Annotated in this window: 21 protein-coding genes and 1 pseudogene; 6 read left to right on the top strand and 16 right to left on the bottom strand. The window is 68.4% G+C overall.

The window, feature by feature from the left end; all coding sequences use genetic code 11:
- Window positions 1–16: 16 nt before the first annotated feature.
- Window positions 17–505: a BON domain-containing protein gene (locus WS62_RS13060; protein WP_442855087.1), complete on the bottom strand. Its 489-nt coding sequence runs from the start codon at window positions 503–505 to the stop codon at window positions 17–19.
- 473 nt (window positions 506–978) lie between these two features.
- Entirely contained in the window at window positions 979–3,273 is a 2,295-nt protein-coding gene (locus tag WS62_RS13055) for a hybrid sensor histidine kinase/response regulator (protein ID WP_066571268.1), read from the bottom strand.
- A 131-nt stretch (window positions 3,274–3,404) separates the two neighbouring features.
- Between WS62_RS13055 and WS62_RS38115 the strand changes: the two are divergent.
- A pseudogene (locus WS62_RS38115) lies at window positions 3,405–3,638 on the top strand (PIG-L family deacetylase); the annotation flags it as partial.
- A gap of 212 nt (window positions 3,639–3,850) precedes the next feature.
- Here WS62_RS38115 and WS62_RS13045 read toward each other — a convergent pair.
- Complete coding sequence (locus WS62_RS13045; protein ID WP_066571266.1) at window positions 3,851–5,221, bottom strand: sigma-54-dependent transcriptional regulator; 1,371 nt, start codon at window positions 5,219–5,221, stop codon at window positions 3,851–3,853.
- A gap of 370 nt (window positions 5,222–5,591) precedes the next feature.
- On the opposite strand from WS62_RS13045, the gene WS62_RS13040 reads away from it, so the two are divergent.
- On the top strand, window positions 5,592–6,560 hold the full coding sequence (locus WS62_RS13040) for a sigma-54 interaction domain-containing protein (RefSeq protein WP_066571265.1): 969 nt from the start codon (window positions 5,592–5,594) through the stop codon (window positions 6,558–6,560).
- Between the two features lie 226 nt (window positions 6,561–6,786).
- Here the strand turns inward: WS62_RS13040 and WS62_RS13035 are convergent, their stop codons facing one another.
- The 8 genes from WS62_RS13035 to WS62_RS13000 form a co-directional block, all read right to left on the bottom strand.
- Complete coding sequence (locus WS62_RS13035) at window positions 6,787–7,272, bottom strand: hypothetical protein (protein ID WP_066571350.1); 486 nt, start codon at window positions 7,270–7,272, stop codon at window positions 6,787–6,789.
- 288 nt (window positions 7,273–7,560) lie between these two features.
- A complete protein-coding gene (locus tag WS62_RS13030; protein WP_197422824.1) occupies window positions 7,561–8,460 on the bottom strand; it encodes an NAD(P)-dependent oxidoreductase in 900 nt (299 codons plus the stop codon).
- A 119-nt stretch (window positions 8,461–8,579) separates the two neighbouring features.
- Entirely contained in the window at window positions 8,580–9,929 is a 1,350-nt protein-coding gene (locus tag WS62_RS13025; RefSeq protein ID WP_066571261.1) for an LLM class flavin-dependent oxidoreductase, read from the bottom strand.
- Between the two features lie 260 nt (window positions 9,930–10,189).
- Entirely contained in the window at window positions 10,190–11,005 is an 816-nt protein-coding gene (locus WS62_RS13020) for a 4'-phosphopantetheinyl transferase family protein (protein ID WP_066571259.1), read from the bottom strand.
- Between the two features lie 175 nt (window positions 11,006–11,180).
- Window positions 11,181–12,434, bottom strand: coding sequence for an MFS transporter (locus WS62_RS13015; protein WP_066571257.1), 1,254 nt, complete (start codon window positions 12,432–12,434; stop codon window positions 11,181–11,183).
- 354 nt (window positions 12,435–12,788) lie between these two features.
- The gene (locus WS62_RS13010) at window positions 12,789–13,460 is read right to left on the bottom strand and encodes a flavin reductase family protein (RefSeq protein ID WP_066571255.1); all 672 of its coding nucleotides are present in this window, start codon (window positions 13,458–13,460) and stop codon (window positions 12,789–12,791) included.
- Window positions 13,460–13,738 carry a hypothetical protein gene (locus WS62_RS13005; RefSeq protein WP_066571254.1) on the bottom strand — a complete coding sequence of 93 codons (279 nt, stop codon included), beginning with the start codon at window positions 13,736–13,738 and terminating at the stop codon, window positions 13,460–13,462. The genes WS62_RS13010 and WS62_RS13005 overlap by 1 nt, the downstream gene beginning before the upstream one ends.
- A gap of 430 nt (window positions 13,739–14,168) precedes the next feature.
- Window positions 14,169–15,290: an autoinducer binding domain-containing protein gene (locus tag WS62_RS13000; protein ID WP_066571253.1), complete on the bottom strand. Its 1,122-nt coding sequence runs from the start codon at window positions 15,288–15,290 to the stop codon at window positions 14,169–14,171.
- Between the two features lie 146 nt (window positions 15,291–15,436).
- Between WS62_RS13000 and WS62_RS33540 the strand changes: the two genes are divergently transcribed.
- On the top strand, window positions 15,437–15,898 hold the full coding sequence (locus WS62_RS33540; RefSeq protein ID WP_231748279.1) for a hypothetical protein: 462 nt from the start codon (window positions 15,437–15,439) through the stop codon (window positions 15,896–15,898).
- A 44-nt stretch (window positions 15,899–15,942) separates the two neighbouring features.
- On the opposite strand, the gene lpdA is transcribed toward WS62_RS33540, so the two are convergent.
- Genes lpdA through WS62_RS37405 form a run of 5 tightly spaced genes read right to left on the bottom strand, consistent with a single transcriptional unit; the run spans window position 15,943 to window position 21,393 of the window.
- Window positions 15,943–17,343 (bottom strand): dihydrolipoyl dehydrogenase, encoded by a 1,401-nt coding sequence (gene lpdA, locus WS62_RS12995; protein WP_066571251.1) that lies wholly within the window; start codon window positions 17,341–17,343, stop codon window positions 15,943–15,945.
- A gap of 4 nt (window positions 17,344–17,347) precedes the next feature.
- The gene (locus tag WS62_RS12990; RefSeq protein WP_066571249.1) at window positions 17,348–18,832 is read right to left on the bottom strand and encodes a dihydrolipoamide acetyltransferase family protein; all 1,485 of its coding nucleotides are present in this window, start codon (window positions 18,830–18,832) and stop codon (window positions 17,348–17,350) included.
- 1 nt (window position 18,833) lies between these two features.
- Window positions 18,834–19,877, bottom strand: a complete 1,044-nt coding sequence (locus tag WS62_RS12985) for an alpha-ketoacid dehydrogenase subunit beta (RefSeq protein WP_066571247.1) — start codon at window positions 19,875–19,877, stop codon at window positions 18,834–18,836.
- Window positions 19,878–19,881: 4 nt separating this feature from the next.
- A complete protein-coding gene (locus tag WS62_RS12980; protein WP_066571245.1) occupies window positions 19,882–21,114 on the bottom strand; it encodes a 3-methyl-2-oxobutanoate dehydrogenase (2-methylpropanoyl-transferring) subunit alpha in 1,233 nt (410 codons plus the stop codon).
- The gene (locus WS62_RS37405; protein WP_197422827.1) at window positions 21,115–21,393 is read right to left on the bottom strand and encodes a hypothetical protein; all 279 of its coding nucleotides are present in this window, start codon (window positions 21,391–21,393) and stop codon (window positions 21,115–21,117) included.
- Window positions 21,394–21,824: 431 nt separating this feature from the next.
- On the opposite strand from WS62_RS37405, the gene WS62_RS12975 reads away from it, so the two are divergent.
- The 3 genes from WS62_RS12975 to WS62_RS12965 all read left to right on the top strand — a co-directional run bounded on the left by WS62_RS12975 (window position 21,825) and on the right by WS62_RS12965 (window position 24,374).
- Entirely contained in the window at window positions 21,825–22,889 is a 1,065-nt protein-coding gene (locus WS62_RS12975; protein ID WP_231748278.1) for a DUF6670 family protein, read from the top strand.
- A gap of 112 nt (window positions 22,890–23,001) precedes the next feature.
- Window positions 23,002–23,610 carry a hypothetical protein gene (locus WS62_RS12970; protein ID WP_066571241.1) on the top strand — a complete coding sequence of 203 codons (609 nt, stop codon included), beginning with the start codon at window positions 23,002–23,004 and terminating at the stop codon, window positions 23,608–23,610.
- 323 nt (window positions 23,611–23,933) lie between these two features.
- Window positions 23,934–24,374 (top strand): SRPBCC family protein, encoded by a 441-nt coding sequence (locus WS62_RS12965; protein ID WP_066571240.1) that lies wholly within the window; start codon window positions 23,934–23,936, stop codon window positions 24,372–24,374.
- Window positions 24,375–24,502 lie beyond the last annotated feature (128 nt).

Below are 24,502 nucleotides of genomic sequence, written 5' to 3'. Positions count from 1 at the left end.
CTGCCGGACGAACCGGTTATTTCGGCTGCACCGACAGCTTGTCGCGCACGGTCTTCACGCCCTCCACCTGCTTCGTGACGTCGACGGCGAGCGTGCGCTGCCGTTCGTCGGGCACCGTGCCCGCGAGCTGGACCGTGCCGCGCCGCGTCGTCACGTGGATGTCGCCCGACTTCAAGTCGTTCGTGCCGAGCAGCGCAGCCTTCACCTTCGTCGTGATCGCGGTGTCGCGCAGCCGCGTACCCGTGCTCGTCGAATGCGACGAAGACCCGCTGTTCGCGTCGCTCATGTCGCTCGCGCGATTCACGGTATTCGCGCCCGTCATGTCGTTCGGGCCGTTCGCGCCGCCCGCGTCGTCGCCCGCGGCCGCCGCGGCTTGCGGCAACGCGAGGCACACGGCCGCGATCGCGATCAGCACGGCCGCGCCGAAGCCGCCGAAGCGCTTCGCGGCTTGGCGCGGCGAATGCCGGGGCATGTCTTGCGATGTGGGTAATTGCATTCCTTTCATCGTCAGCTCCTTTTGTCGAATCGGCGCGGCGGCCGGGTGCATCACGGCGTCGCAAACGGCGTTCCACCGTGCGCGGCCGGCGCAAGACATGGGCTCGCACATCGCGGGGCGCGAGCCGCCGTGCTTTTCGGCAAGCCGTTGTAATTTTTTGCGGCCGCGTTCGCGCAACTTGCGCGCGATGCAAACAGGCATGCGTGTTGCGCGTCCGGCGGGCCGTGGGCACAGGTCGCATCCGCATCGCGGGAGGCCATCGCCACGCAGAAAATCGCATTGGTCAGCGGGCGGGCGTCGCATCGCGCGCCGGGCGATCTCATGCGCGGCACGCGTATTGCATCGCACCTGCTCGCGCGCGTGAGTGCGCGCGGCGGGCCGAATGTCGGTGCGTAGCGTCGAGACAGGAGCGATGTCGCGCAGGCCGGCCCCGATAACCGCCGACGACTGCCGACGACTGCGCGGCCGCGCGCTCGCGCGCGTCAGCGGCTCCCCGTCGCGCGCAGGATCGCGCGCGCGAGCGTCTGCAGGTCGACCGGCTTGCACAGATAGCCGTCGAAGCCCGCGGCAAGCACGCGGCGCTCGTCCTCGCGTCCCGCGTGCGCGGTGACGGCGAGCACCGGCGCGTCGTTCGCCGCGCGCGCGCGCGCATGGCGCAGTGTGTCGAGCAGCCAGAAGCCGTCGCCGTCCGGCATCGCGAGATCGGACAGCACGACGGTCGGCCGCATCGCGCCCGCCTTCGCGATCGCCTCGCGCCCCGACGCCGCGACGATCACCTCCGCACCGAGCGTCTTCAGCGCGGCGGCGAGACTCGCGCGCGACGTCGCGTCGTCGTCGACGAGCAAGATCCGCTGTGCGCCGAGCGTCATCGGCGCGCCGCGCGCAGCCTGTTGCGCAGCCCACGCGAGCGCGCCGATCGGCTGCCAGCCGGCCGGCAGCGTGACGGCGAACGTCGTGCCGCGGCTCTTGCCTGCGCTCGCGGCCTCGACCTTGCCGCCGTGCAGCTCCGCGATGTGCCGCACGATCGATAGCCCGAGACCGAGCCCCCGCCGTGGCGATGCGGGCGAGCCGTCCGCACGGCGGAACGCTTCGAACACGTGCGGCAGGAATTCCGGCGAGATGCCCTGGCCCGTATCGGCGACCGTGAGCGTCGCGTGCGTGTCGGTGCGCACGAGCGACACCGTCACGCGACCGCCGCGCTGCGTGAACTTGAACGCGTTCGACAGCAGGTTCGACAGCATCTGCCGCAGCCGCTCGCCGTCGCCGGACACGATGCAGGTCTCGAGCGCGCATTCGATCGTCAAATCGAGCCCTTCGGCCTGCGCGGCCGTGCCGAGCGTGCCCGTCACGTCGTTGACGATGCGCACGAGGTCGACCGGCATCGCATCGAGCCGCAGCTTGCCCGTCGCGAGCGACGACGCGTCGAGGATGTCGCCGACCATTCGCGACAGCGAGCGAGCGCTGCGGTCGATCGCATCGATCGCCTGCCGCTGCAGCGCGCCGTCGACCGGATTGCGCAGCACCTCGATCCAGCCATAGATCACGTTGAGCGGCGTGCGCAGCTCGTGCGACACGGTCGCGAGCAGTTCATCCTTCAGCCGGTTCGACGTGTCGGCCTGCCGGCGCGCGTCGCGCGCGCCGCGCAGCGAGTGATGGGTGCGGCGCTCGCGGCGGCGCTGCTCGCCGGTATCGCGCAGCGTCAGCGACAGCGCGACGCACGCGTCGCGATCGTCGAACACGGGCGACGCCGACAGCGTCGCGCGCAGGCGCGAGCCGTCCTGCCGCATGCACAGCACGTCGACGTTCTCGATCGGCTCCTGCACGCCGGACACCGACGCGGGCAGCGGATGGCGGCGTCTCCAGCGCGGCGCGAGCAGCATCGCGACGTCGCGGCCGCGCGCCGCCTGCTCGTCATAGCCGAATATCCGGTGCGCGGCCGGATTCCAGCTCGTGATCCGGCGATCCGCGCCGACGCCGACGATCGCATCGGGCGAAGCGTCGACGAGCCGCTGCAGCATCCGGTTCGCGGCCGCGCGCTCGCGATCGCCGCTGATGTCGCGCACGATCAGCACCGCGCCCGTCATGTCGCCCGCCGAATCGACGAGCGGCGACGCAACTTCGGCGATCGGCACGCGCGCGCCGTCGCGCGGCGCGAGCCAATGATGCTCGACGGTCGCGCTCTCGCCGCTTCGCAGCACCTGCTCGAGCGCGGTCGACCGGGCGCGCACGCCGCGGCCGTCGTACGCGTTGAACACGTCGCGAAACGGCAGGCCGCGCACGACCGTCGCATCGCAGCCGATCAGCTCGGCGGCGGCCGGGTTCATGTATGTGAGCACCCCGCGCCGGTCGCTGACGATCACGCCCTGCGTGAGCGACTGCAGCAGCGCCTCGTAGTAGCGCCGCGCGAACGCCTCGCGGCGGCGCAGCGCCTCGTTCATGCGCCGCGAGCGCTTGAGCGCCGCGACGATCGCGCAGATCGCGCCGTTCACGATGACGAATGTCGCGAGCTGCACGATCCGCGCCGACAGCGGCCCCGGATACGCGATCGTGTCGGACAGAAACATCACCCAGATCAGCACGGCGCTCGCGAGCGTCGCGCCGAGCCCGCCCGCGAGCGACGTCGCCCACGCGGCCGCCGCGATGAACGGGAAATATGGCATGAGCGGCATGTCGGCGCTGCCGAAATGCACGAGCGCCGCCTGCAGCAGCGTCGCGATCGCGACGAGCCCGGCGATCGCCGCATAACTTCTCGTGCGTCTTCGTGCAAATCGCGCCATCACATCGACTCCCGCTCGCGCGTGTGCGCGCGGTGCTGCGCCGCACCCGGACAAGGCCCGGAGGCACGGAAGCGGCGGCCCCGAACGAAAACGCGGCAGGCCCGCCCCCGCTGCGTCGCCGAGGCTCGACCATCACGACACCGACGCGCCGCCGGCTCGTCGTCTTGCCGCATCTCGACGGCGGTGCAGTCGGCTGCGCACGGCTGCGCGCGCAATCGCCCGGCTCGGTCGTCGTCACTGTGTTCGCCCGCATCCCGCCGCCGCGCCCGCCCGCGCCATGATGGGGCCGCCGTGCGGGTTTCGCGACCGCCGACGACGCGCGGCGCGCCGAGGACCGGCGCACGCGGCGACTCGCGCCTCGCACGCGGCGCGACGCGGGCGGCTTCCGCGGCTGGCCGCGCACGATTGCCGGCCTGCCGTCGACGCCGCGCGAGCGTCATACGATGCCGCATCGCGTCGACGCGAAGCGGCGCATCGTCGAAGCCGCCGGCCGCATCGCGCGCCAGCAAGCTCGACGACGGCAACGGCAACGGCAACCGCAACCGCAACCGCATCGGCATCGGCATCGTCCGCATCTTCATCGCTTCGACTTGTCGTCGCCCTCTTCTTCCAGTTGCGCGAGCCGGTTGTAGATCGTCTTCAAACTGATGTCGAGCACCTCGGCCGCGTGCGTCTTCACGCCGCCGCACCGTTCGAGCGTGCCGAGAATGATCCGCTTGTCGACTTCCTCTAGCGTCGCGCCGAACGGCACCGTGACCGAATCGCCGACGTCGCCCGGCTCGCTCGCCACTTCCTCCATGATCGGCGGCGGCAATGTGTCGATCACGTCGCCGTCGCTGAAAATGCACGCGCGCTGCACGAGGTTGCGCAGCTCGCGCACGTTGCCCGGCCAATCGTATCCCGACAGCGCGGCGAGCGCGGACGGCGAGAAGTGCATCGTCCGCCCGCTCTCTTCGCCGAGCTGCCGCAGGAACGCCTCGGCGAGCATCGGTAAGTCGTCGCCGCGCGCGCGCAGCGGCGGCAGCGTGATCGGAAACACGTTGATCCGGTGATACAGGTCCGGGCGCAGCTTGCCGTCCGCCATCGCGGCTTCCGGATCGAGATTCGTCGCGGCGACGATCCGCACGTCGACGTCGATCTCGCGCGCGGAGCCGAGCCGCGTCAGGCGTCCCGTCTCGAGCACGCGCAGCAGCTTCACTTGCGACTCGACGGGCATCTCGGTGATCTCGTCGAGAAACAGCGTGCCGCCATCCGCGCGCTCGAAAAAGCCCTTGTGCTGACGATCCGCGCCGGTGAAGCTGCCGCGGTCGTGGCCGAACATCTCGCTTTCGACGAGGTTCGCCGCGATCGCCCCGCAGTTGACCGCGAGAAACGCCCCCTTGCGGCGCAGACTCTGATCGTGGATCGTCTGCGCGGCGAGTTCCTTGCCGGTGCCCGATTCGCCCATCAGCAGCACGGACGCCTCGGTGCCCGCGACGCGGCTGATCGCGTCGTACGTTGTCTGCATCACGGGCGAGCTGCCGAGCATTCTGCCGAAGCGGCCGAGCCGCTGCAGCTCGGAACGCAGCGCGGCGATCTCTTCATGCAGCACGCTGGTGCGCGGCACGCGCGCAAAGATGCTGTTGAGCCGCTGGATGTTGAGCGGCTTCACCAGATAATCGGTCGCGCCGCGCCGCAACGCGTCGATCGCGGTCTCGAGGCTCGCGTGTCCCGTCGTCAGCACCATCTCCACGTGCGCGCCTTTCGGCAGCTCATCGAAGAGATCCATGCCGTTTCCGTCCGGCAAGACGAGATCGCACAGCACGAGGTCAGGCGTATTCGTAGCAATCAGCGTGCGCGCTTCCTCCAGCGTCGCGGCCGCATCGCAGGAGAGTTGCTGGGTATGGGCGAGCGCGGACAGCATGTCTCTCGTGTCCGCGTCGTCCTCGACGATCAGAATGTAGGGCATTCACGCTCCTTCCATTCGCTGCGCCGACACAAGCAACGAACGAGCCCGCATGCTGGCGCATAGATTAGGCAGCCGAACGATGCCGGCCGATTGACGATGCGCGATCGATCGGATCATTCGGACCGATCGATCGCGGCTGCGAAACGCATTGCTCGTTACAGTATAGAAAACGCGTCCGCCGCGATGCCCGCTATCGGATATTTCTATCCGGGCGCGCCCGCGACATTGGAAATTTCAATTCATCAATTGAAAAATAGTCGCTAGGCTTCTCCTGTGTAAAAAATGCAAGCACCGAATGCAATCGATGCCGATTCCGTCGGAGCAGGCCCGCACGGCGCGGGCTCAGGGCATCCCACTTAGCGAGACATCCATGTCGCAACACTGCAGTGACGGCAGACGGCTGCACGGCAATTCGTGTCTGATCCAGGCGTTGCTGCAGAAGGTCGAAAAAGTGGCTGCAACCCGCGCAAGCGTGCTGATCGTCGGCGAAAGTGGGGTCGGCAAGGATATCGTCGCCAGGCTCCTTCATGACATGAGTCCGCGCCATCACGGCCCGTTCGTCCCCGTCAATTGCGGCGCGATTCCGCACGACATCGCCGAATCGCAATTGTTCGGTCACGAGAAAGGGAGCTTCACCGGCGCGGCCGCGCAACACATCGGCTTTTTCGAGGCCGCGCGCGGCGGCACGATCTTTCTCGACGAAATCGCGGAGATGCCGCGCGACCTGCAAGTCAAGCTGCTGCGCGCGCTCGAGTCGAACAGCATCATGCGCGTCGGCGGCAGCGAACCGATCGCGCTCGACGTGCGCATCGTCGCCGCCACCCATCACAATCCGGCCGAAGCCGTCCAGGAAGGACGCTTTCGCGAAGACCTGTTCTACCGGCTGGCGGTGTTCGCGCTGCGCGTGCCGGCGCTCCGGTATCGCGAGGACGACATCGAGAGCATCGCGCAAGCGCTTGTCGACGCGCTGAACACGCGGCACGGCACGCGCAAGCGGCTGTCGGGGCAGGCGCTGAAGACGCTGCGCGCCTATTCGTGGCCCGGCAACGTGCGCGAGCTGCGCAATGCGATCGAGCGCGCGTACATCCTCTCCGACGAGCAGATCGACCTGCTGACGGTGAAGCGGCCGCCGCCGCGCGGCGACGTGCGCAAGAACGCGATGTCGCTGCCGCTCGGCGCGACGCTCGCGCATTCGCAGCAACGCTTCATTGCCGCGTCGCTCGAGCATTTCAACGGCGACAAGCCGCGCACCGCGAAGGCGCTCGGCATCAGCCTGAAGACGTTGTACAACCGGCTCGCGCTGATGCGCGAGCACGAAGAGGAAGTCGCGCAGCATTGAATGCGCGTGCCGCGCATCGCCCGGCCGCGCCGATGTCGAGGCGGCGCGAAACGCGTCGTCCCGGTCGCACGCGAAACGCGCGATCCCGAGCACGCGCTTCGCGTCGATGCGATCGATGCGATCGATGCGATCGATGCGATCGAAGTGATCGAAGTGATCGAAGTGATCGAAGTGATCGATACGTTGGTCGCCCGCCTCGGCCTTCGTCGGACGAACGAAATGCCGATCAGCCGGCTATGTCGAAATGAAAAACGGTGTCGCCGTTTCCTTCGAGCCGCACGACGTTCGTCGCGCCGGCCGCGGCGATCGCACGCGGCCAGAAATGACGAGCGGGCGCGTTCCCGCGCATCACGCCGACTTCCCAGCGCCCCGGTTGCGCGCGCCACAGCGCGCATGCCGCGGCGACGCCGCAGCCCCGGCCACGCGCCGGCGGCAAGATGAAGAACTCGGCGATCGAATAATCGATGCCCGGCTCGCCGGGCGCGCGCACGAACGCGAAGCCGACGCGCTCCGGTCCCGCGTCGAGCAGATAGGGCCAGCGCGCTTCGCCGGATTGCCAGTACAGCTCGAAATAGGGGTAGTCGGAACTCACTTCGTCGTACTGGCCGAGTTCCGACAGGTAGCGGTGCAACATCGATCGGACGAGCGGCCGGTCCGCTTCCGAAGCGATCGTCAATGCGACCGGCGCGCCGTTCGAATGATGGCTCGTCATGCATGATCTCCCACGCGGATCGAAGCGGACCGACGCGCTTGCGCCATTGCGCGTTTGTGTCGAAAAACGGATCGCCGCGTCGCCATCGATCGTTCGATTCCGCGCACCCCGCACGCCATTCGCCCGCGAGCGCGCGAACGCGAACGCGAACGCGAACGGCGTACGCCGCGCCGATCGCAAGCGTCCGTCGCGACGGACTGTCCGCGCATGCGGTCTCTGTATCGAGAGCGGCCCGTCATCGCGCAGACGCGCCGCACATCGCGACGAATCCGGACGAACCCGCGTTCGTCAACCACCCGCGTTCCGCGCCGCGCTGCGCGTCTCGATCGCGCGCACGACCGCCGCCATGTCCGCCTGCCCGTGCCCGAGCTCCAGGGTCTCGCGATACAGATCGCAGCAGACTTCGAGCAGCGGCGACGCGAGATGCGCGCCATGCGCGGCCTCGGTCGCGAGCCGGCTGTTCTTCAGCACGTCGGTGATCGACGCCTGGACGTCGAAGTCTTCGTTGACGAGCTTGTCGATCTTCACGCGCGACACGCTGCTCGCCATCGGCCCTGCATCGAGCACCGCCTGGAACTGCTTCATGTCGAGCCCGAAGCCGCGCGCCGCATGCGCGGCCTCGGCGAGCCCCGTCACCATCGAGATCAGGAACGTGTTGACGGCGAGCTTCATCAGCAGGCCGGTCGGCACCGGCCCGGTCGCGACGATCTCATGACACATCGGCTCGAGCAGCGGCCGCACCTCGTCGACCACCGCCGGCTCACCCGCCAGCATCGCAACGAGCTGCCCGGCCTCGGCCGGCTTGCGCGAGCCCGACACGGGCGCCTCGACGTAGCGGCCGCCCGCCGCGCGGATATCGGCTTCGAGGCCGCGCGAATACTCGGCCGACACCGTCCCCATATGGACGATCGTGTGCCGCGCGACGTTTTCCGCGAACGCGGGCGTGCCGCGGCCGAGCACCGCGTCGAGCGCGGCGTCGGTCGCCATCATCAGGATCACGATGCGCGCCTGGCGGTAGACGTCGGCCGCCGAATCGGCGACCTGCGCGCCGGCCGCGCGCAACGGTTCGCAACGTTCGGGCGTGCGATTCCACACGACGAGTTCGGTACCGGCGCGCGCGAGATTGAGCGCCATCGGCTGCCCCATCACGCCGATGCCGATGAATCCTACTTTCATGAGCGTCTCCATGAGATCGCCGCTGCTCGTGGCGGCGGCGCATCGGATAGGTTGCGGGCGATCGGTGCGCTGTACTCGGCCGGACGCCCTGGCTGGCGGCGGGTTGCAAGCCGCGCCGCCGGCCAGTTTAGCTAAATTGCCGCAACCTGTGCGTCATGAGCGTAGCGACTCTCCCTGTAAGGCAGCCCGAGATGGTCGCGCAGCGTCGCGCCACGCCGCACCGGATCGAAGTAGCCGCGCGCGGTCAGCTCGGGCAGCACGTAATCGACGAAGTCGTCGAGCCCGAAGCCCGTCACCGGCAGGCCGAGCATGAAGCCGTCCGCCGCGCCTTCGTCGACCCAGCGGATCATCTCGTCCGCGACCTTGTCCGGCGTGCCGATGAACGCTTCCGACGTGCCGATGTTCGAGCGCCGCGTCGCGACTTCGTACGCAACCTCGCGCAGCGTCAGATTGCGCTCGCGCGCGAGCCGCTTGATGTTGTCGGTGGTCGACTGGAAGCCGTCGCTGCCGAGGCTGCCGATGTCGGGAAACGGGCCGTCGAGCGGATAGACGCTGAAGTCGTGCTGCTGGAAGAAGTGGCCGAGATACGCGAGCGCCTCGCGCGCAGACAGCAGATCGCGCACCTGCCGGTACTTGTCGTCGGCTTCGTCCTGCGTCGCGCCGACGATCGGGCCGATGCCCGGAAACACCTTCACGTGGTCCGGATTCCGGCCCGCGGCGGCGGCCGCCGCCTTCACGCGGCGGTGGAACGTGCGCGCGTCGTCGAACGTGCCGCCGTTCGAGAACACCGCGTCCGCATAGCGGCCCGCGAAGCCGATCCCGTCTTCCGACGAGCCCGCCTGGAAGATCACCGGCTGCCCTTGCGGCGAGCGCCGGATGTTGAGCGGCCCTTCGACCGAAAAGAAACGGCCGCGGTGATCGAGACGATGCAGCTTGTCCGGATCGAAGAAGCGGCCGGTCGCGCGATCGCGGACGAGCGCGTCGTCGTCCCAGCTATCCCACAGGCCCTGGACCACGTCGAGATGCTCTTCGGCGATCGCGTAGCGCTGCGCGTGATCCGGATGCGGGCGGCCGTAATTCTTCCCCGTGCCCTCGATCGACGACGTCACGACGTTCCAGCCCGCGCGCCCGCCGCTGATCAGGTCGAGCGAAGCGAACTGCCGCGCGACCGTGTACGGCTCGCTGTATGACGACGACACCGTGCCGACGAGACCGATCTTCGACGTGACGGCCGCGAGCGCGGACAGCAGCGAGATCGGCTCGATGCGGTTGAGGAAGTGCGGCGCCGACTTCGGCGTCACGTACGCCGAATCCGCGATGAACGCGAACGCAATGCCGGCCGCTTCGGCGCGGCGCGCGCGATCGACGTAGAAGTCGAAGTTGATGCTCGCGTCCGGGGGCACGCTCGGATGCTTCCACGCGTTCATGTTCGCACCCGCCCCCTGTATCAGGACGCCGAAATGGATGTGTTTTCTGGTCATGGGAAGGCTCTATCGAAACGTTCAAACAGCGCGCGCGAACGCCGCGGCACAGACGCCGCCGTCGCCGCGCGCCCGGTAAGGCCGCATGTCATGGCGTGCGGCCTCGCGGCGCCGTCATCCGTCGAACCCGGTCTTCGTCGAGCGACGACGCCTGTTGCGAACGTCGGGCGAACGTCGCCCGTCTGTTCGCGATACTAATAAAATTCACGAGACCGCTCCGTGCACGAAGCGATCGTCCCCTTGTCAGCGCGCCAGCGCGCTCAGTCGATCGCGGCCGCGCCGCGCAGGCTCGCGGCCGGACCCGGCACGATCTCGCGCACGCGGATGTCGAATGGATGCGTCGCCGCGCGGGCGTCGCGAATCCCGACCGCCATCCGGTGCTGCGCGCCGATATCGAGCAACGTGAACTGCCAATGGCTCGCGTCGTCGTCGGCGTGCCGATCGAACGCGATGCGGATCGGCTGCGCCGGCAGCGCGAACGAGAACTGTCCGAGATCGATCGACAGCCCGACGCCGCGCGCCTTGATGTACGCCTCCTTCAGCGTCCACAGCTCGAAGAAGCGCTCGCGCCGCTGTTCGGCCGGCAGCGCGAAGAACGCCGCGCGCTCGCTCGCCGAGAAATGCGACGCGGCGATGCCGTCGAGATCGTTGCTGCGCGCAACCTCCTCGACATCGATTCCCGCATCGGCTGTTCGCGTGACGATGCACGCGACGACGCTGCGCGCGTTCGACAGATTGAAGCGCAACGGCGGCCGCGCATCGCCCGCGTCGATCTCCGGCCGGCCGTGCGCGTTCGCGCGGAACCGCCACTGCGCGGGCGAGACGTCGTCGACATACGCGGACAGCACCGTGCGGCACAGCGCGCGCGTCACCAGGTACTCGATCTTCAGGTGCTCGAACGCGAAGCGTTCGAGGCGCTCCCGCTCGTCCGCGCTCAGCAGCGCGCGATAGCGCTCGCGCCGCGCGGGCGTGTCGCATGCGGCGGTGCGCGCGTACCAGACGTGCGCATCGCGTTCGTCTAGCGGCAGCGGCGTCGGTGCATGCATCGTCGGGAAGGTCGTCAAAACATTCGTCATGTCGAATCGCCGTGTTGTTTGCCCCATTTGCATTTGCGTTCGCTATGTCGCGCACGCGAGCGGTGCGGCGGCGCAGGCCGGCTTCTTGTTCACATCGATCGGGCGACGGCCGGCCGGCTCGTACCTCACGCGCACCGTCACGCGCTCGCACGCGCCTGCACGCCGCCGCGCCGCGCTATGCCCGCGCCGCGACCGCACCGCCATGCGCGGGCGCATCGTCGATCGGAAAATGCAGCAGCGCGGCGAACAGCCCCGCGAGCGCCGTCGCGCCCCAGATCAGCGAATACGACCCCGTTACGTCGAACACGTAGCCGCCGAGCCATGAGCCGAGGAACGAGCCGATCTGATGACTGAGGAAGCAGACGCCGAACAGCGTGCCGAGATGCCGCGTGCCGAACACCTTCGCGACGAGCCCGCTCGTCAGCGGCACGGTGCCGAGCCACGTGAGCCCCATGATCGCCGCGAAAACGACGACCGACGCATCCGTCTTCGGCGCGAGGAAGAACACCGCGATCGTCGCGCCGCGAATCAGGTACAGCCAGCCGAGCACGTGATGCTGCCGATAGCGTCCGCCGAGCCAGCCGCACGCCCAGCTTCCCGCCATGTTGAACAGGCCGATCAGCGCGAGCGCCGTCGCGCCCAGCCCGACCGGCATGTGGCAAAGCAGCAGGTAGTTCGGCAGATGGGTCGCGATGAACGCGAGCTGGAACCCGCACGTGAAGAAGCCGATCGTCAGCAGGCAATAGCCGCGATGCCGCGCCGCGTGCGACAGCGCGTCCTTCAACGAGACGGCCGCCGCCTCGTGCGCGCTCGCGCGGCTCGCGCCCGCATGGCGATCGAGCAGCACGCCGAGCGGCGCAATCGCAATCAGGCAGCCGGCGAGCACGAGGAGCGACACCATCGTCCCCGAATGCGACGTGAACCATTGCGCGACCGGCACGAGCGCCACCTGGCCGAGCGAGCCGCCCGCGCTCGCGATGCCCATCGCCATGCTGCGCTTCTCGGGCGGCGCGCCGCGGCCGACCGCGGTCAGCACGACGCCGAAGCTCGTGCAGCTGATCCCGATGCCGACGAGCACGCCCATCCCGAGCACGAGCATCGCGCCGGACGGCGCGATGGCTGCGATCGCGAGACCGAGCGCGAACACGACCGCGCCGATCGCGACGAGCGGTCCGCAGCCGTAGCGGTCGGCCGCCGCGCCGGCGAACGGCTGCGCGACACCCCAGACGAGATTGTGCAGCGCGATCGCGAATGCGATCGTCGTGACGGGCAAGCCGTGATCGAACGAGAACGGCCCGATGAAGAGGCCGAAGGTTTGCCGCACGCCCATCGCGGCGCTCATGATGAGCGCGCCGGCGAGCACGGCGATCATCGCCGGATTGAATAGACGTGGAGAGCCGTCGCGTCGATGCGTTTCGGGTGCAAACATGTCCGCTCCTGTTATGGCGTCTGTCCGCGGCGCGGGCACGTCGCGGACAGCGCGATTCGTTTTATGTCGATACGGCGTCGCACCCTCGGTCACGCGGCGCGGGCAGGCACGCGCATTCGCGAACGCGATAGCGCGGCGTGCGGCAAGCAATGTGTCGCCGGCCCTCGGATGCACGCGACGACTTCGCTTGCGCTCGCACCGCACGCGAGCCTCGGCGCGATCGAAGACTTTGCGGCGCAACGATCCGGCGCGTGTCGACGCGCCGCGCCGCCGCGATGGAACCATCAGATGATTCGCTTTGCAGTCTATATGAGCGTTTCGCATTTGTGCAGGAATTCCCTCGCCGACGCCGCGTCATTGCGCATCGTGCGCGCACGCGGTCAGCGCGCGCGCCGCGCACGGCCCGCCGTCCTGCCACAGCAGCGGCGCGACGGGCCCCGCGACCCGCACCGAATCGACCCTGCCGATCACGATCGTGTGGCTGCCGTAGCTGAAATCGCCGTCGATGTCGCACAGCAGCGTCGCCTGCGCGCCGGCGAGCACCGGCACGCCGCACGCGTCGCGCCATTCGCCGTGCGCGAAGCGCGCATCGTGATCGAGCTTGCCGCTGAACGGCGCAATCAATTCGAGCTGGCGCTCGTGCAGCAGATTCACCGAGAAGCGGCGCGCGCGCATCAGCGGCACATGGAGCGTCGCCGTGCGGTTGACGCACACGAGAATCGCGGGCGGCTCGGTGCTGACCGCGCTCACCGCGGTCGCCGCCATCCCGAAGCGCGCTTCGGCTTCGCGCGTCGCGACGATCGACACCGTCGACGTCAACCTGCGCATCGCGGACTTGAAGTGCTGCGTGAGCGTGTCGGGCGCGGGCGATGCGCCGCCGTTCGATGCCGATGCGCGGCCGTTCGGCGTCGATGCGACAGGCTCGGCGCGCACGTCGCGCCGTTCGCGTTCGAGCGCCGGCAGCTCGAATGCGGCGTGTGCGTCGATTGCGGCGCGCGACGCGCGGTCGGTCCATGAGCTCGCCATTACGTCTCCTCCTTCGGATATCTGGCTGTCGGTGCCGAGCGGCCGTCGAACAATGCGAATTCGGATGCGCCGGGACGCGACGCGATGCTGCCGATGAGGAACCAGCCGCTGCCGATATACAGCGCACCGGCGGATGCGATGCGGGCGTCGACCGCATGCCCTGCACCATCCGCCCCCGCCGTGCCGACCGACAGCGCGCGCCGTCCCGCGCCGCGCGCGATCCGCCGCAACCGCCGCAACCGCCACAACCGCCGCGCCAATTCGATGTATGTCGCCATCTGCCGAATCCTCGCTGCGAAGCGTCTTCGCGGGCGCCTTCCCTTCGTGATTCAGGCGGCATTGCGCGCCGGCGGATGGGCGAACGATGCTCCGCACATGCATGCGTCGATGCGCGCGATCGTTCGTCGACGTCTACCGGCCCCTCGTCGTCCGATTGCCTCTCGTTCGAACCTGCTCGTTTCTGTTTCTCGGCGTCCGGCGCGATCTCAGCCCGCGTCGGACGCACTTCGTCACTTGTTCAACTTGAATCTTGAATCGATGGATACAGCGGCAAACCTGACAGCGCGTCCGGACGGCGCACCGCGCGCATGCGCGGCGTTCGTCCGGCGATGCATCGCGTATTGCGTCCGATGCGTGCGATACAGGCTAACGGAAAACGCCCGCGTAATGCCTTAGATTGTTTACGGCATATGACGCGCGCCGTTGCGCTCATTTCGAGATATAGCCCTCGGCGAGCAGTCCCAACCGTTTCGCCTTCGTCGCGCTGCTCTTGATGTGCTTGCTGTCCATCTTGCGATTGATCGCGGTAAACAGCTGATAGACCGCGCGCTCGTCGAGCCGCAGCTCCTCGGCCACGTGACGCGCGCCGCCGCCGCGCGCGACGAGCCGCAGCGCGAGCACGTCCTGTGCGGCGAGCGACAGCTCCTGCGCGAGCTCGCGCCGCCGCCGCACGACGCGCCATTCGAGCAGCTCGTTCGCGAGCCCGCGCAGCACGCGCCGATTGCGCCACAGCGCATCCTCGCCCTGCGGCGCAGCCAGCGGCGTGCCGACGTGCAGCAGTCCGAACGTCGCGACATCGCGCCGATGCGCGGGAAAAAACACGTTGCTGCCGAGCCCTTGCGTCTGTGCATAGTGGTTCAGCCAGTGATCGGCCGGCAATGCGGCGAGCGACGAGCCGCGCAGCGGCTGCGTGTTGTCGCGCGCGTGCGCGACCGCCGGGTCGTTCAGATACCAGTGCTGGTGAACGTAGCGCTGCGCCCATGCGGGCGCGCCGCCGATCAGCAGATCGTGAGTCGCGAACTCGCCCGTTTCTTCGTCGACGACGAACCAGTGATAGAAGCACTGCGTCGCGCCGCACGACGCGCAAACGCGGCGCATCAGCGCGAGCAGCGCGCCGTCGTGCTCGCATTCGGCCGCGAACTCCGGCTGCGCAACCGGCGCGGCGAAAACGGGCCCGGATGGGCGGGATGCATCGGCCGCGCCGTCCGCATCGTGCGCATGGCGTGCACCCTGCACAGGTCGCGCATCTTGCCGGTCCGCCGCATCCGACGCGCCGTGCACGCCGAGCACCGCCCGATAGTCGAGCCCGAGTTGCGCCGCATACGGGTCGTGCTCGACGAACGCCGCGACGGCCGCCGGATCGCGCAGGCCGACGCGCTGCGTCGATACCGGCTCGCCGGGGCTCCTGCAGCGCCGCTCGAGCACGTAGCCGCGCTGCGCGTCGCCTTGCACGCCGAGCGAGATGCGCTTGCCGTCGACGATGCCGTGCCGGGTCCGCGCGAGATCGGATGAGGAAAGTTCGAAAGGAACTGAGGTGGATTGTCGAGCCATGACGCCGATCCAGTGGTTGGGGTAGGAAGGCGATGGCGGTTTGGCCCGACGACCGGAAAGCGCACGACGACCGGGCGGCTCACGGCGACAGGTCAAATTGCGAACGGTGACGTGAACGCGCCGTGCGGAGTCGGGGAAGAAAAGAAATGCTCCTGCATCACGGCCACCGGCGGCCATCGGTGGTGATCAGTCGCGCGGCAGCGGCGCTGCCGTCGTCAAGCGAAGTCGAGCAAGGAAAAAAGGGGGGCGCGCCCGTGCGATGCGCGGGCGAGTCGAACGCCGGCGTGCCCGGCGGGCCTCGTTATCTGGGCTGGAACCGGTACGCCGACACGGCGCACCGAAGGCGAAAACGCGCGCGAAGCGCGCGGCAGAGGCTGCGTTCGCTCAAGCGGCAAGCCGCCGGCGCGAGGCACGACGCCGCGCACCGGCGGCGCGCGCCGGAATGGCGAACGAAACGCGTCGGCCGGCGCAGCCCGCGACGCGCGAACGCGTCCGGCACATCGCCGTACCGCTTAGTTTTCGTCGTAGTGGAAGTGGAAGATCGCCATTCGCCCTCGCTCGCCTCTGTGCCTGATGGCCGGGATCGCGACGCGTCCCGGCGTCGTTGATGTCGAATGCGATCGCGCGTCGCGCGCGATCGCGAATGCGTGCTTTAGATGTGCAACGCGTGGCCGAGCGCACGAAGCGCGGCTTCCATCACCGCTTCTCCGAGCGTCGGGTGTGCGTGAATCGTACCACCGACGTCCTCGAGGCGTGCGCCCATTTCGATCGATTGCGAAAACGCGGCGGCGAGCTCGGACACGCCGACGCCGACCGCCTGCCAGCCGACGATCAGGTGATCGTCGCGGCGCGCGACGGCGCGCACGAAGCCGTCCGCGCCCTCGAGCGTCAGCGCGCGGCCGTTCGCGGCGAACGGAAACGATGCGCTCAGGCAGTCGCCGAGCTCGCGTTCAGCCTCGTCGGGCGCGAGCCCGACCGACACGACCTCGGGATCGGTGAAGCAGATCGCTGGAATCGCAGCCGGCGTGAAACGGCGCTGCTTGCCAGCGACCCGTTCCGCGACCACCTCGCCTTGCGCCATCGCGCGATGCGCGAGCATCGGCTCGCCCGTCAGGTCGCCGATCGCCCACACGTTGCGCATCGACGTGCGGCACATGTCGTCGATCTTCAGCGCGGCGCCCGCGCGGTCGAGCTGCAGCGTCTCGAGCCCCCAGCCTTGCGTGCGCGGACGGCGGCCGACCGTCACGAGCACCTGGTCGGCGGCGAGCTCGCTTTCCTTGTGCGCGTCGTCCTGCACGCGCACCGCGTCGCCGCGCGCGCTCAGCCCGAGCACCTTGTGGCCGAGATGCACGCGCACGCCGAGGCGCTTGAGCGACGCCGCGACGGGCTTCGTCAGTTCCTCGTCGTAGATCGGCAGGATGCGCTCGCGCGCCTCGACGACGGTCACGTCGACGCCGAGCTTCCGGTACGCAATGCCGAGCTCGAGGCCGATGTAGCCCGCCCCGACGACGACGAGCCGCTTCGGCAGCGTGCGCGGCGACAATGCCTCGGTCGACGAGATCACGTTGCCGCCGAACGGCATCGCCGGCAGCTCGACGGGCCCGGAGCCCGCCGCGAGCAGCAGATGCTCGCACCGGACCCGCACGCGCGCGCCGTCGCCCGTGTCGACGTCGACGGTCTTGCCGTCGACGATCCGCGCATCGCCGTGCACGACTTCGACGCCGTTCTTCTTCAACAGCGCGCCGACGCCGCCCGTCAGCTTCCCGACGATGCCGTCCTTCCACGCGACGGTGCGCGCGATGTCGATCGCGGGCGCCTCCGTGCGGATGCCGAGCGGCGAATCGCCGGCGAAGCCGCGCACTTTGTCGAATTCGCCCGCCGCGTGGATCAGCGCCTTCGAAGGGATGCAGCCGATGTTCAGGCAGGTGCCGCCCAGCCTGTCACGCTCGACGAGCATCGTGCGCACGCCGAGCTGCCCCGCGCGAATCGCGGCGACGTAGCCGCCCGGCCCGCCGCCGATCACGAGCAGGGTCGTTGTCTTGTTGTCGCTCATCGGCTCATTCCACGAAAAGAAGGGCGGGTTGCTCGAGCAGCGCGCGCACGGCCTGGATGAATTCGGCCGCGTCCATGCCGTCGATCACGCGATGGTCGAACGACGACGACAGGTTCATCAGCTTGCGCGCGACGACCGCGCCGTCGCGAAACATCGGCCGCTCGACGATCCGGTTCACGCCGACGATGCCGACTTCGGGCGAATTGATGACGGGCGTCGAGGCGATCCCGCCCAGCGCGCCCAGGCTCGTGATCGTGATCGTCGAGCCCGACAGCGCGTCGCGCTCCGCGCGGCCCGCGCGCACCGCGTCCGCGAGCCGCGCGATCTCGGCCGCGATCGCCCACGGATCGCGCGCCTCCGCGTGGCGCACGACGGGCACCATCAGGCCCGCCTTGCTCTGCGTCGCGATGCCGAGATGCACCGCGCCGTGACGCGTGACGACGCCGGCTTCGTCGTCGTAGCGCGCGTTGATCTGCGGGAAGTCGCGCAGCGCGATCACCATCGCGCGCGCGAGGAACGGCAGCACCGTCAGGCGGCCGCGCGCTTCGCCGTACTTGCGGTTCAGCTCGGCGCGCAACGCTTCGAGCTCGGTGACGTCGATCTCCTCGACGTAGCTGAAATGCGGAATGCGGCGCTTCGCGTCCTGCATCCGCTGCGCGATCTTGCGGCGCAGCCCGATCACGGGCACCGCTTCCTCGTCGTGCCGCTCGGCGTACGCCGCGTGGCCGCCGCGCGCGCCCGGCGCGACGATGCCGCGGCCTTGCAGGTATGCATCGAGATCCTCGTGCAGGATGCGGCCCGCTTCGCCCGTGCCGTGCACGTAGCGCAGCTCGATGCCGAGATCCCATGCGCGCTTGCGCACCGCGGGCGACGCGAGCGGGCGCTCGCCCGGCCGGCGCGCGGGCGGCGGCGAGGCTTGCTCGCGGGCGGCGTGCCGTGTATCGGCGGCGGCGGACGTCGCCGGCATCGCGGCGCGCGAAGCGTCGCGTTCGTCGCGTTCGTCGCGTTCGTCGCGTTCCGTACGTTCGCCACGTTCCGTACGTTCGGCGCGATCGTCGTTCGCATCCGCTGCCTCGCGCGAGGCAGCGCGCGCATCGCCAACGCCACGCTCGGCGCGCGCCGACTGCGCGCCGGCGTTCGCATGCGCGTGCGCCGCCTCGGCGACGCGCTCCGGCTGTGCGCTCGCCGCGTCGCGCGCGCCGCCGTTCGCGGCATCGCCGTAACGATCGCCCCGGTGATTGCCGTCGCCTTCGATCTCGAGCCGCACGAGCTCGCTGCCGACCGCGAGCACGTCGCCTTCCTTGCCGCCGAGCGCGACGACGACGCCCGAGACGGGCGACGGAATCTCGACCGACGCCTTGTCGGTCATCACGTCGGCGATCGCCTGGTCTTCCTTCACGCGATCGCCGATCTTCACGTGCCACAGCCCGAGCTCGACTTCCGCGATGCCTTCGCCGATATCCGGCATCTTGATGACGTGGATGCCCATGTCAGTTCTCCATCACGCGCCGCAGCGCGTCGCCGACCCGGTTCGGGCCCGGGAAATACGCCCATTCCTGCGCATGCGGATAGGGCGTGTCCCAGCCCGTCACGCGCTCGACGGGCGCTTCGAGCCAATGGAAGCAATGCTCCTGCACGAGCGAGATCAGCTCTGCGCCGAAGCCGCAGGTGCGCGTCGCTTCGTGCACGACGACGCAGCGCCCCGTCTTGCGCACCGATTCGACGATCGCGTCGAGATCGAGTGGCCACAGGCTGCGCAGGTCGATCACTTCGGCGTCGATGCCGGTCTCGTCGGCGGCGGCGATCGACACGTGCACGGTCGTCCCGTAGGTCAGCACCGTCACGTCGCTGCCCGGACGCACGATCGCCGCCGATTCGAGCGGCACCGTGTAATAGCCGTCGGGCACGAGGCTCGCCGGATGCTTGCTCCACGGCGTCACCGGCCGTTCGTGATGGCCGTCGAAAGGACCGTTGTAGAGCCGCTTCGGCTCGAGGAAAATCACCGGATCGTCGTTCTCGATCGCCGCGATCAAGAGGCCCTTCGCGTCGTACGGATTCGACGGCATCACGGTGCGCAGCCCGCATACCTGCGTGAACATCGCCTCGGGGCTCTGGCTGTGCGTCTGGCCGCCGTAGATGCCGCCGCCGCACGGCATGCGGATCGTCAGCGGCGCGATGAACTCGGCCGCCGACCGGTAGCGCAGCCGCGCCGCCTCCGACACGATCTGGTCGGACGCCGGATAGAAATAGTCGGCGAACTGGATCTCGCAGACGGGCCGCAGCCCGTACGCGCCCATCCCGACCGCCGCGCCGACGATCCCGCCTTCGTTGATCGGCGCATCGAACACGCGCGACTTGCCGTATTTGTTCTGCAGTCCTTCGGTGCAGCGAAACACGCCGCCGAAATAGCCGACGTCCTGTCCGAACACCACCACGTTGCCGTCGCGCTCGAGCATCACGTCCATTGCCGAGCGCAAAGCCTGGATCATGGTCATCGGCGAAGCCGCCGGACCTTCTTTGCTTGCTGTCGTCATCGCTTCAAACCCCGAGCTGTTGGCGCTGCCGGCGCAAGTGCTCCGGCATCTCCTTGTAGACGTCCTCGAAAATGCTCGCGACGTTCGGCACGTGCTCGTCGGCGAGCGTGCCGTAGCGCTCCGCTTCCTTCTGCGCAGCGAGCACTTCCGCTTCGAACGCGGCCTTCGTGTCCTCGTGCTCCTGCTCGGACCACACGCCGATGCCGATCATGTGGCGCTTCAGGCGCTCGAGCGGATCGCCGAGCGGGAAGCACGTCCAGTCGTCGCCGGGGCGATATTTGGAAGGATCGTCGGACGTCGAATGCGGGCCCGCGCGATACGTGACCCACTCGATCAGCGTCGGCCCGAGGTTGCGGCGCGCGCGTTCGGCCGCCCAGCGGGATGCGGCGTAGACAGCGAGGAAATCGTTGCCGTCGACGCGCAGCGAAGCGATGCCGCAGCCGACGCCGCGCCCGGCGAAGGTCGCGCCTTCGCCGCCCGCGATCGCCTGGAACGTCGAGATCGCCCACTGGTTGTTGACGACGTTGAGGATCACGGGCGCGCGGTACACGTGCGCGAACGTGAGCGCGGTGTGGAAGTCGGCTTCGGCCGTCGCGCCGTCGCCGATCCACGCGGACGCGATCCGCGTGTCGCCCTTGATCGCCGACGCCATCGCCCAGCCGACCGCCTGGATGAACTGCGTCGCGAGATTGCCCGAGATCGAGAAGAAGCCGGCTTCGCGCGTCGAGTACATCACCGGCAACTGGCGGCCCTTCAGCGGATCGCGCGCGTTCGACATCAGCTGGCACATCATGTCGACAAGCGGATAGTCGCGCACCATCAGGATGCCTTGCTGACGATAGGTCGGGAAGCACATGTCGCCGCGCTGGAGCGCGAGCGTGTGCGCGACCGCGATCGCTTCCTCGCCGAGGCATTGCATGTAGAACGAAATTTTCTTCTGGCGCTGCGCGACCTGCATGCGCGCGTCGAAGACGCGCGTCTTCAGCATCGCGCGGATGCCTTTGCGCAGGATGTCGGGGTCGAGATCGGGCGCCCATGGCCCGACGGCTCGTCCGTCGTCGTCGAGCACGCGGACGAGGCCATAGGCCAGGTCGCTCGTGTCGGCGGGGGCGACGTCGATAGGGGGTTTGCGCACCTTGCCGGGGGGCGACAGGTGCAAATAGGAAAAATCGGTCTTGCATCCCGGACGCCCGGTAGGCTCCGGCACATGCAATCGCAATGGCCCGTACTGGCTCATTCAATTGTCTCCACGTTTGATTTTGTCGCACGCTTCGCCGCAGAGCGTAACAAAGTTATCGCGCGTGGTGAAAGCCTCTTCGGACTCGGAGTCGCCCCGATTTTCAAACGGGCGGCGGAATGTTATGACACCTTTCAGCACGCTCGTTCGCATGACGTCGATCGCGGAAATCGCATGCTGCCAACGCAATATCGCGCTGTGTCGCGCCGCACATGCCGCCAGCGCGCTCGCATGGCTCTCTTTTGTGCGACGCGCAAACACTGCCGGATCAAGACGCATTCGACGCCGCCGCGCGTTCGCGCATCGGCAATCGACGGGTTCGCGCTCGCGATCCCCCCACTCGCGTCACGAGTTATTCGCGCTCGCCCGATCGGCCATCACGCATCGCGACTCGAATATGGCTTATCACCATTATCAATTTCCGCAGTTGCGCGTTTCGTCCTAGACTCCCCAGAACGTTACATCGATCGATGTCAACATCGATCGCGCAAGCGCTGCTTCACCCGTCGTGCGTCGATCGCGCACGCGGCACGGCAGCGCGATATTCCAATTCATCAATGACACGGAAACCGCCCGAGCACGCGATTTCGTTCGCATCCCGAATCGCCCCGGCTTCGCCGCGCCCACCCCTCGACCTCGCTCTCGCCATGAACTCAGTCATCGCCCCAGGAAACGCTCCGTCCCACTCCGCCGCGCGCACCAGCCGGCTCATGTCAGCGCTCGCGCGGATCGTCGTCGCCGCGCTGCTGCCGAAAATCGATCGCGCGGCCGACGCGTCGACGCGCCCGTTCGGCGCACCGGACATGCTCGTGCCGCACGTGCGCGAGAAGCGCTACGGGCTCACGCATTACGGCGTCTTCTTTCCGAGCCTGCCCGAGCCGCACCGGTACTGCAACGTGATGACGCTGCTCGGCGCGACGGGCAGCCTCGCGTTCGACAACGACTACCTGGTCGACGGCGATCCGCGCGATGTCGCGACGGTCCTGTCGTCGACGGCGGCGGACGACGCGCATCACTATCGCGCGTATTCGATCGGCCGCGAATGTGTCGTGCAGCGCGCGGACACGGTCGTCGCGTTCGGCGACGACCTGACGATCGCGGGCGCGTACCCGCGCTACACGGTGAAAGCCGACTATGCGCACTTCGGCATGGACGTCGCGATCGACTGCACCGACATCGTCTCGTGGTTCGTCCACAACGTCGCATACGACCATCTGAGCCTGCTCGCGAAGTGCTCGGGGACAATCCGCCACGGCGATCGCACGACGCCGATCGACACGCTGTGCACGTTCGAATACGCGCGGATGACGACGCCGCAAGCGTGGTTCGCGCAGCCGCTGAGCGAGCGCTGGAAGCTGCCGCTCGATTTCTTCACGTACCAGATCGTCAATCTCGACGACGGCGTCCAGTTGCTGCTGACCGAAGTCCGCGTGCTCGGCGAAAAGGCGTTCAAGGGCGTTCACCTGCGCGCGCTCGACGGCACCGCCGAGATTCACGAGCGCGGCGTCGCGTTCGTCATCGACGAGTATCGGCAAGAGCTCGCCACGTCGCCGGACGGCAAGCGCATGCGGCTGCCGCATCGCCTGTCGTGGACCGCGCGCGACGGCGCCGGCCGGCCGTGGCTCGATCTGCACGGCACGATCGACAGTCCGTGGCGCTTCGGCCACGGGCGCGGCTACGTCGCCAGCTATCGCTTCGAAGGCAGCGTCAAGGGCCGCGCACACAGCGGGCGCGGGTACATCGAATACGTCGACTGCGAGGTGTCGTCCGGCTGATGCGTCATCTCGCATCGGCCGCGCCGCGCGTGCGCGTGCGCGTTCCAACCGGATCGTACGCCGGGCGGCATCGACGGCGGCGTTTCAGCTTCATCAACAGGGAGAAAAAAGCATGGAGACTTCAGTCATTCGGCAACCGACCGCGCAATCACCGGTCGCGCAGCGCATCGTCATCGGCGCATTGATCGCGGGCCTCGGTATCTTCAGCGTCGGCGATCACTTCTATCACGTGTGGAACGGCATCCTCTGGTACAACTGGGCGCCGCGGCTCGACGGTCAATCGGTGATCGTGTGGCCAATCTTCGTCGCGGCCAGCGTCGCGATCCTCGCCGCGACGCATCCGTTCACGAGCGGCACGACGCCGCCGCCGCTGTCGACGCTCGTGTCGCTCGTCGCCGTTACGCACCTCGTTTATGGAGCGACCGGGCTGTTCGGCAATACGCATCCGTTCATGCTGTCGATCGCGCTCGTCGCGCTCTGGATCGTGCGAATCGCCGCCACGACCGACTATCGGATGCGGATCGCCGTGCTGTCCGTCATCGTCGCCGCGACCGGGCCGTTGGCCGAAGGACTCGTGTCATGGCTCGGCCTGTTCGACTACAAACTGCAGCAATTCACGCGCGTGCCGTACTGGCTGTTCGCCGCGTATCTGCACGCCGGCCCGCTCGCGTTCACGTTCGGCCGGTGGGTCCGGAACGGGCGCCTCGGCGGCGCTGCCTGAATGCCCCGTCGGCACCGCAGCCGACGGGTTCGCTGCGCGCATGCGGCTCCCGGCTTCGAATTCGATTTCTCACGCCGCGACATTCGGATGCGCGGGTTTCGGAAATCACGCGAACGCACGCGCGCGCCGCCCCCGCGATATGACCCCGCGCCGACACACGCAATCGCCCCGATTGACGTTGCCATTGATCAATGTCATCGTCATCACGTGCGCGACGAGACCGGCACTCGTGGTGCGCCGCAACATCGACCGACACCCGTCAGAACGTTGCGCAGCACGACCGCATGCCGGCCGCCCCTCCATCCTCGACACGCGACATCCACATGAAACAGCAACGCATAGAAATCGCCGAAGAGTTCGACGCTCCGGTTCAGCAGGTTTTCCGCTTCTTCAGCGAGCACGAGAATCTCGCGTCGATCTTCTCGCCCGCCAAGATCCGCCGGATCAGCGACGGCAAGCCGGCGCGCAACGGCGTCGGCTCCGCGCGCGAGATGCGCGTGCCCGGCGCGCCGTCGTTCGTCGAGACGGTGACCGCCTATCAGGAAAACGAACTGATCGAATACCGGATCACACGCGGCAGCCCGCTGCGCGACCATCTCGGCGTGATGCGCTTTCATCCGATCGACGAGCGCCGCACGTACTTTCATTACGTGATCACGTTCGAAGGCAAGGTGCCGCTCGTCGCGCCGATCGTCCGGCATGTGCTCGAAGGCAGCATTCGCCGCGGCATCGGGAAGGCGCTGAGGCGGCGGTCCTGGGCGTGATCGCGCGACGGGCGTCGGCGTGCGCGGCGCATTCGGCGCGCACGGCACGCACGGCACGCACGACGCGCACGACATGCACCGCAGCGTGCCGATGCGCGACGCGCCGATGAAAATCCGCGAACGAACGG

The sequence above is a fragment of the Burkholderia sp. ABCPW 14 genome (assembly GCF_001523835.1).
GTDB classification, from domain to species: Bacteria; Pseudomonadota; Gammaproteobacteria; order Burkholderiales; family Burkholderiaceae; genus Burkholderia; species Burkholderia mayonis.
The sequence above is the reverse complement of the archived record's forward strand: the minus strand, read 5'-3'. Positions and strand labels throughout refer to the sequence as shown.

Excerpts from the sequence above, each read along its gene's own strand:
- WS62_RS13060 (WP_442855087.1), bottom strand. The coding sequence starts at position 505 with ATGAAAGGAATGCAATTACCCACATCGCAAGACATGCCCCGGCATTCG.
- WS62_RS13055 (WP_066571268.1), bottom strand. The coding sequence starts at position 3,273 with ATGGCGCGATTTGCACGAAGACGCACGAGAAGTTATGCGGCGATCGCC.
- WS62_RS13045 (WP_066571266.1), bottom strand. The coding sequence starts at position 5,221 with ATGCCCTACATTCTGATCGTCGAGGACGACGCGGACACGAGAGACATG.
- WS62_RS13040 (WP_066571265.1), top strand. The coding sequence starts at position 5,592 with ATGTCGCAACACTGCAGTGACGGCAGACGGCTGCACGGCAATTCGTGT.
- WS62_RS13035 (WP_066571350.1), bottom strand. The coding sequence starts at position 7,272 with ATGACGAGCCATCATTCGAACGGCGCGCCGGTCGCATTGACGATCGCT.
- WS62_RS13030 (WP_197422824.1), bottom strand. The coding sequence starts at position 8,460 with ATGGAGACGCTCATGAAAGTAGGATTCATCGGCATCGGCGTGATGGGG.
- WS62_RS13025 (WP_066571261.1), bottom strand. The coding sequence starts at position 9,929 with ATGACCAGAAAACACATCCATTTCGGCGTCCTGATACAGGGGGCGGGT.
- WS62_RS13020 (WP_066571259.1), bottom strand. The coding sequence starts at position 11,005 with ATGACGAATGTTTTGACGACCTTCCCGACGATGCATGCACCGACGCCG.
- WS62_RS13015 (WP_066571257.1), bottom strand. The coding sequence starts at position 12,434 with ATGTTTGCACCCGAAACGCATCGACGCGACGGCTCTCCACGTCTATTC.
- WS62_RS13010 (WP_066571255.1), bottom strand. The coding sequence starts at position 13,460 with ATGGCGAGCTCATGGACCGACCGCGCGTCGCGCGCCGCAATCGACGCA.
- WS62_RS13005 (WP_066571254.1), bottom strand. The coding sequence starts at position 13,738 with ATGGCGACATACATCGAATTGGCGCGGCGGTTGTGGCGGTTGCGGCGG.
- WS62_RS13000 (WP_066571253.1), bottom strand. The coding sequence starts at position 15,290 with ATGGCTCGACAATCCACCTCAGTTCCTTTCGAACTTTCCTCATCCGAT.
- WS62_RS33540 (WP_231748279.1), top strand. The coding sequence starts at position 15,437 with ATGCTCCTGCATCACGGCCACCGGCGGCCATCGGTGGTGATCAGTCGC.
- lpdA (WP_066571251.1), bottom strand. The coding sequence starts at position 17,343 with ATGAGCGACAACAAGACAACGACCCTGCTCGTGATCGGCGGCGGGCCG.
- WS62_RS12990 (WP_066571249.1), bottom strand. The coding sequence starts at position 18,832 with ATGGGCATCCACGTCATCAAGATGCCGGATATCGGCGAAGGCATCGCG.
- WS62_RS12985 (WP_066571247.1), bottom strand. The coding sequence starts at position 19,877 with ATGACGACAGCAAGCAAAGAAGGTCCGGCGGCTTCGCCGATGACCATG.
- WS62_RS12980 (WP_066571245.1), bottom strand. The coding sequence starts at position 21,114 with ATGAGCCAGTACGGGCCATTGCGATTGCATGTGCCGGAGCCTACCGGG.
- WS62_RS37405 (WP_197422827.1), bottom strand. The coding sequence starts at position 21,393 with ATGCGTCTTGATCCGGCAGTGTTTGCGCGTCGCACAAAAGAGAGCCAT.
- WS62_RS12975 (WP_231748278.1), top strand. The coding sequence starts at position 21,825 with ATGTCAGCGCTCGCGCGGATCGTCGTCGCCGCGCTGCTGCCGAAAATC.
- WS62_RS12970 (WP_066571241.1), top strand. The coding sequence starts at position 23,002 with ATGGAGACTTCAGTCATTCGGCAACCGACCGCGCAATCACCGGTCGCG.
- WS62_RS12965 (WP_066571240.1), top strand. The coding sequence starts at position 23,934 with ATGAAACAGCAACGCATAGAAATCGCCGAAGAGTTCGACGCTCCGGTT.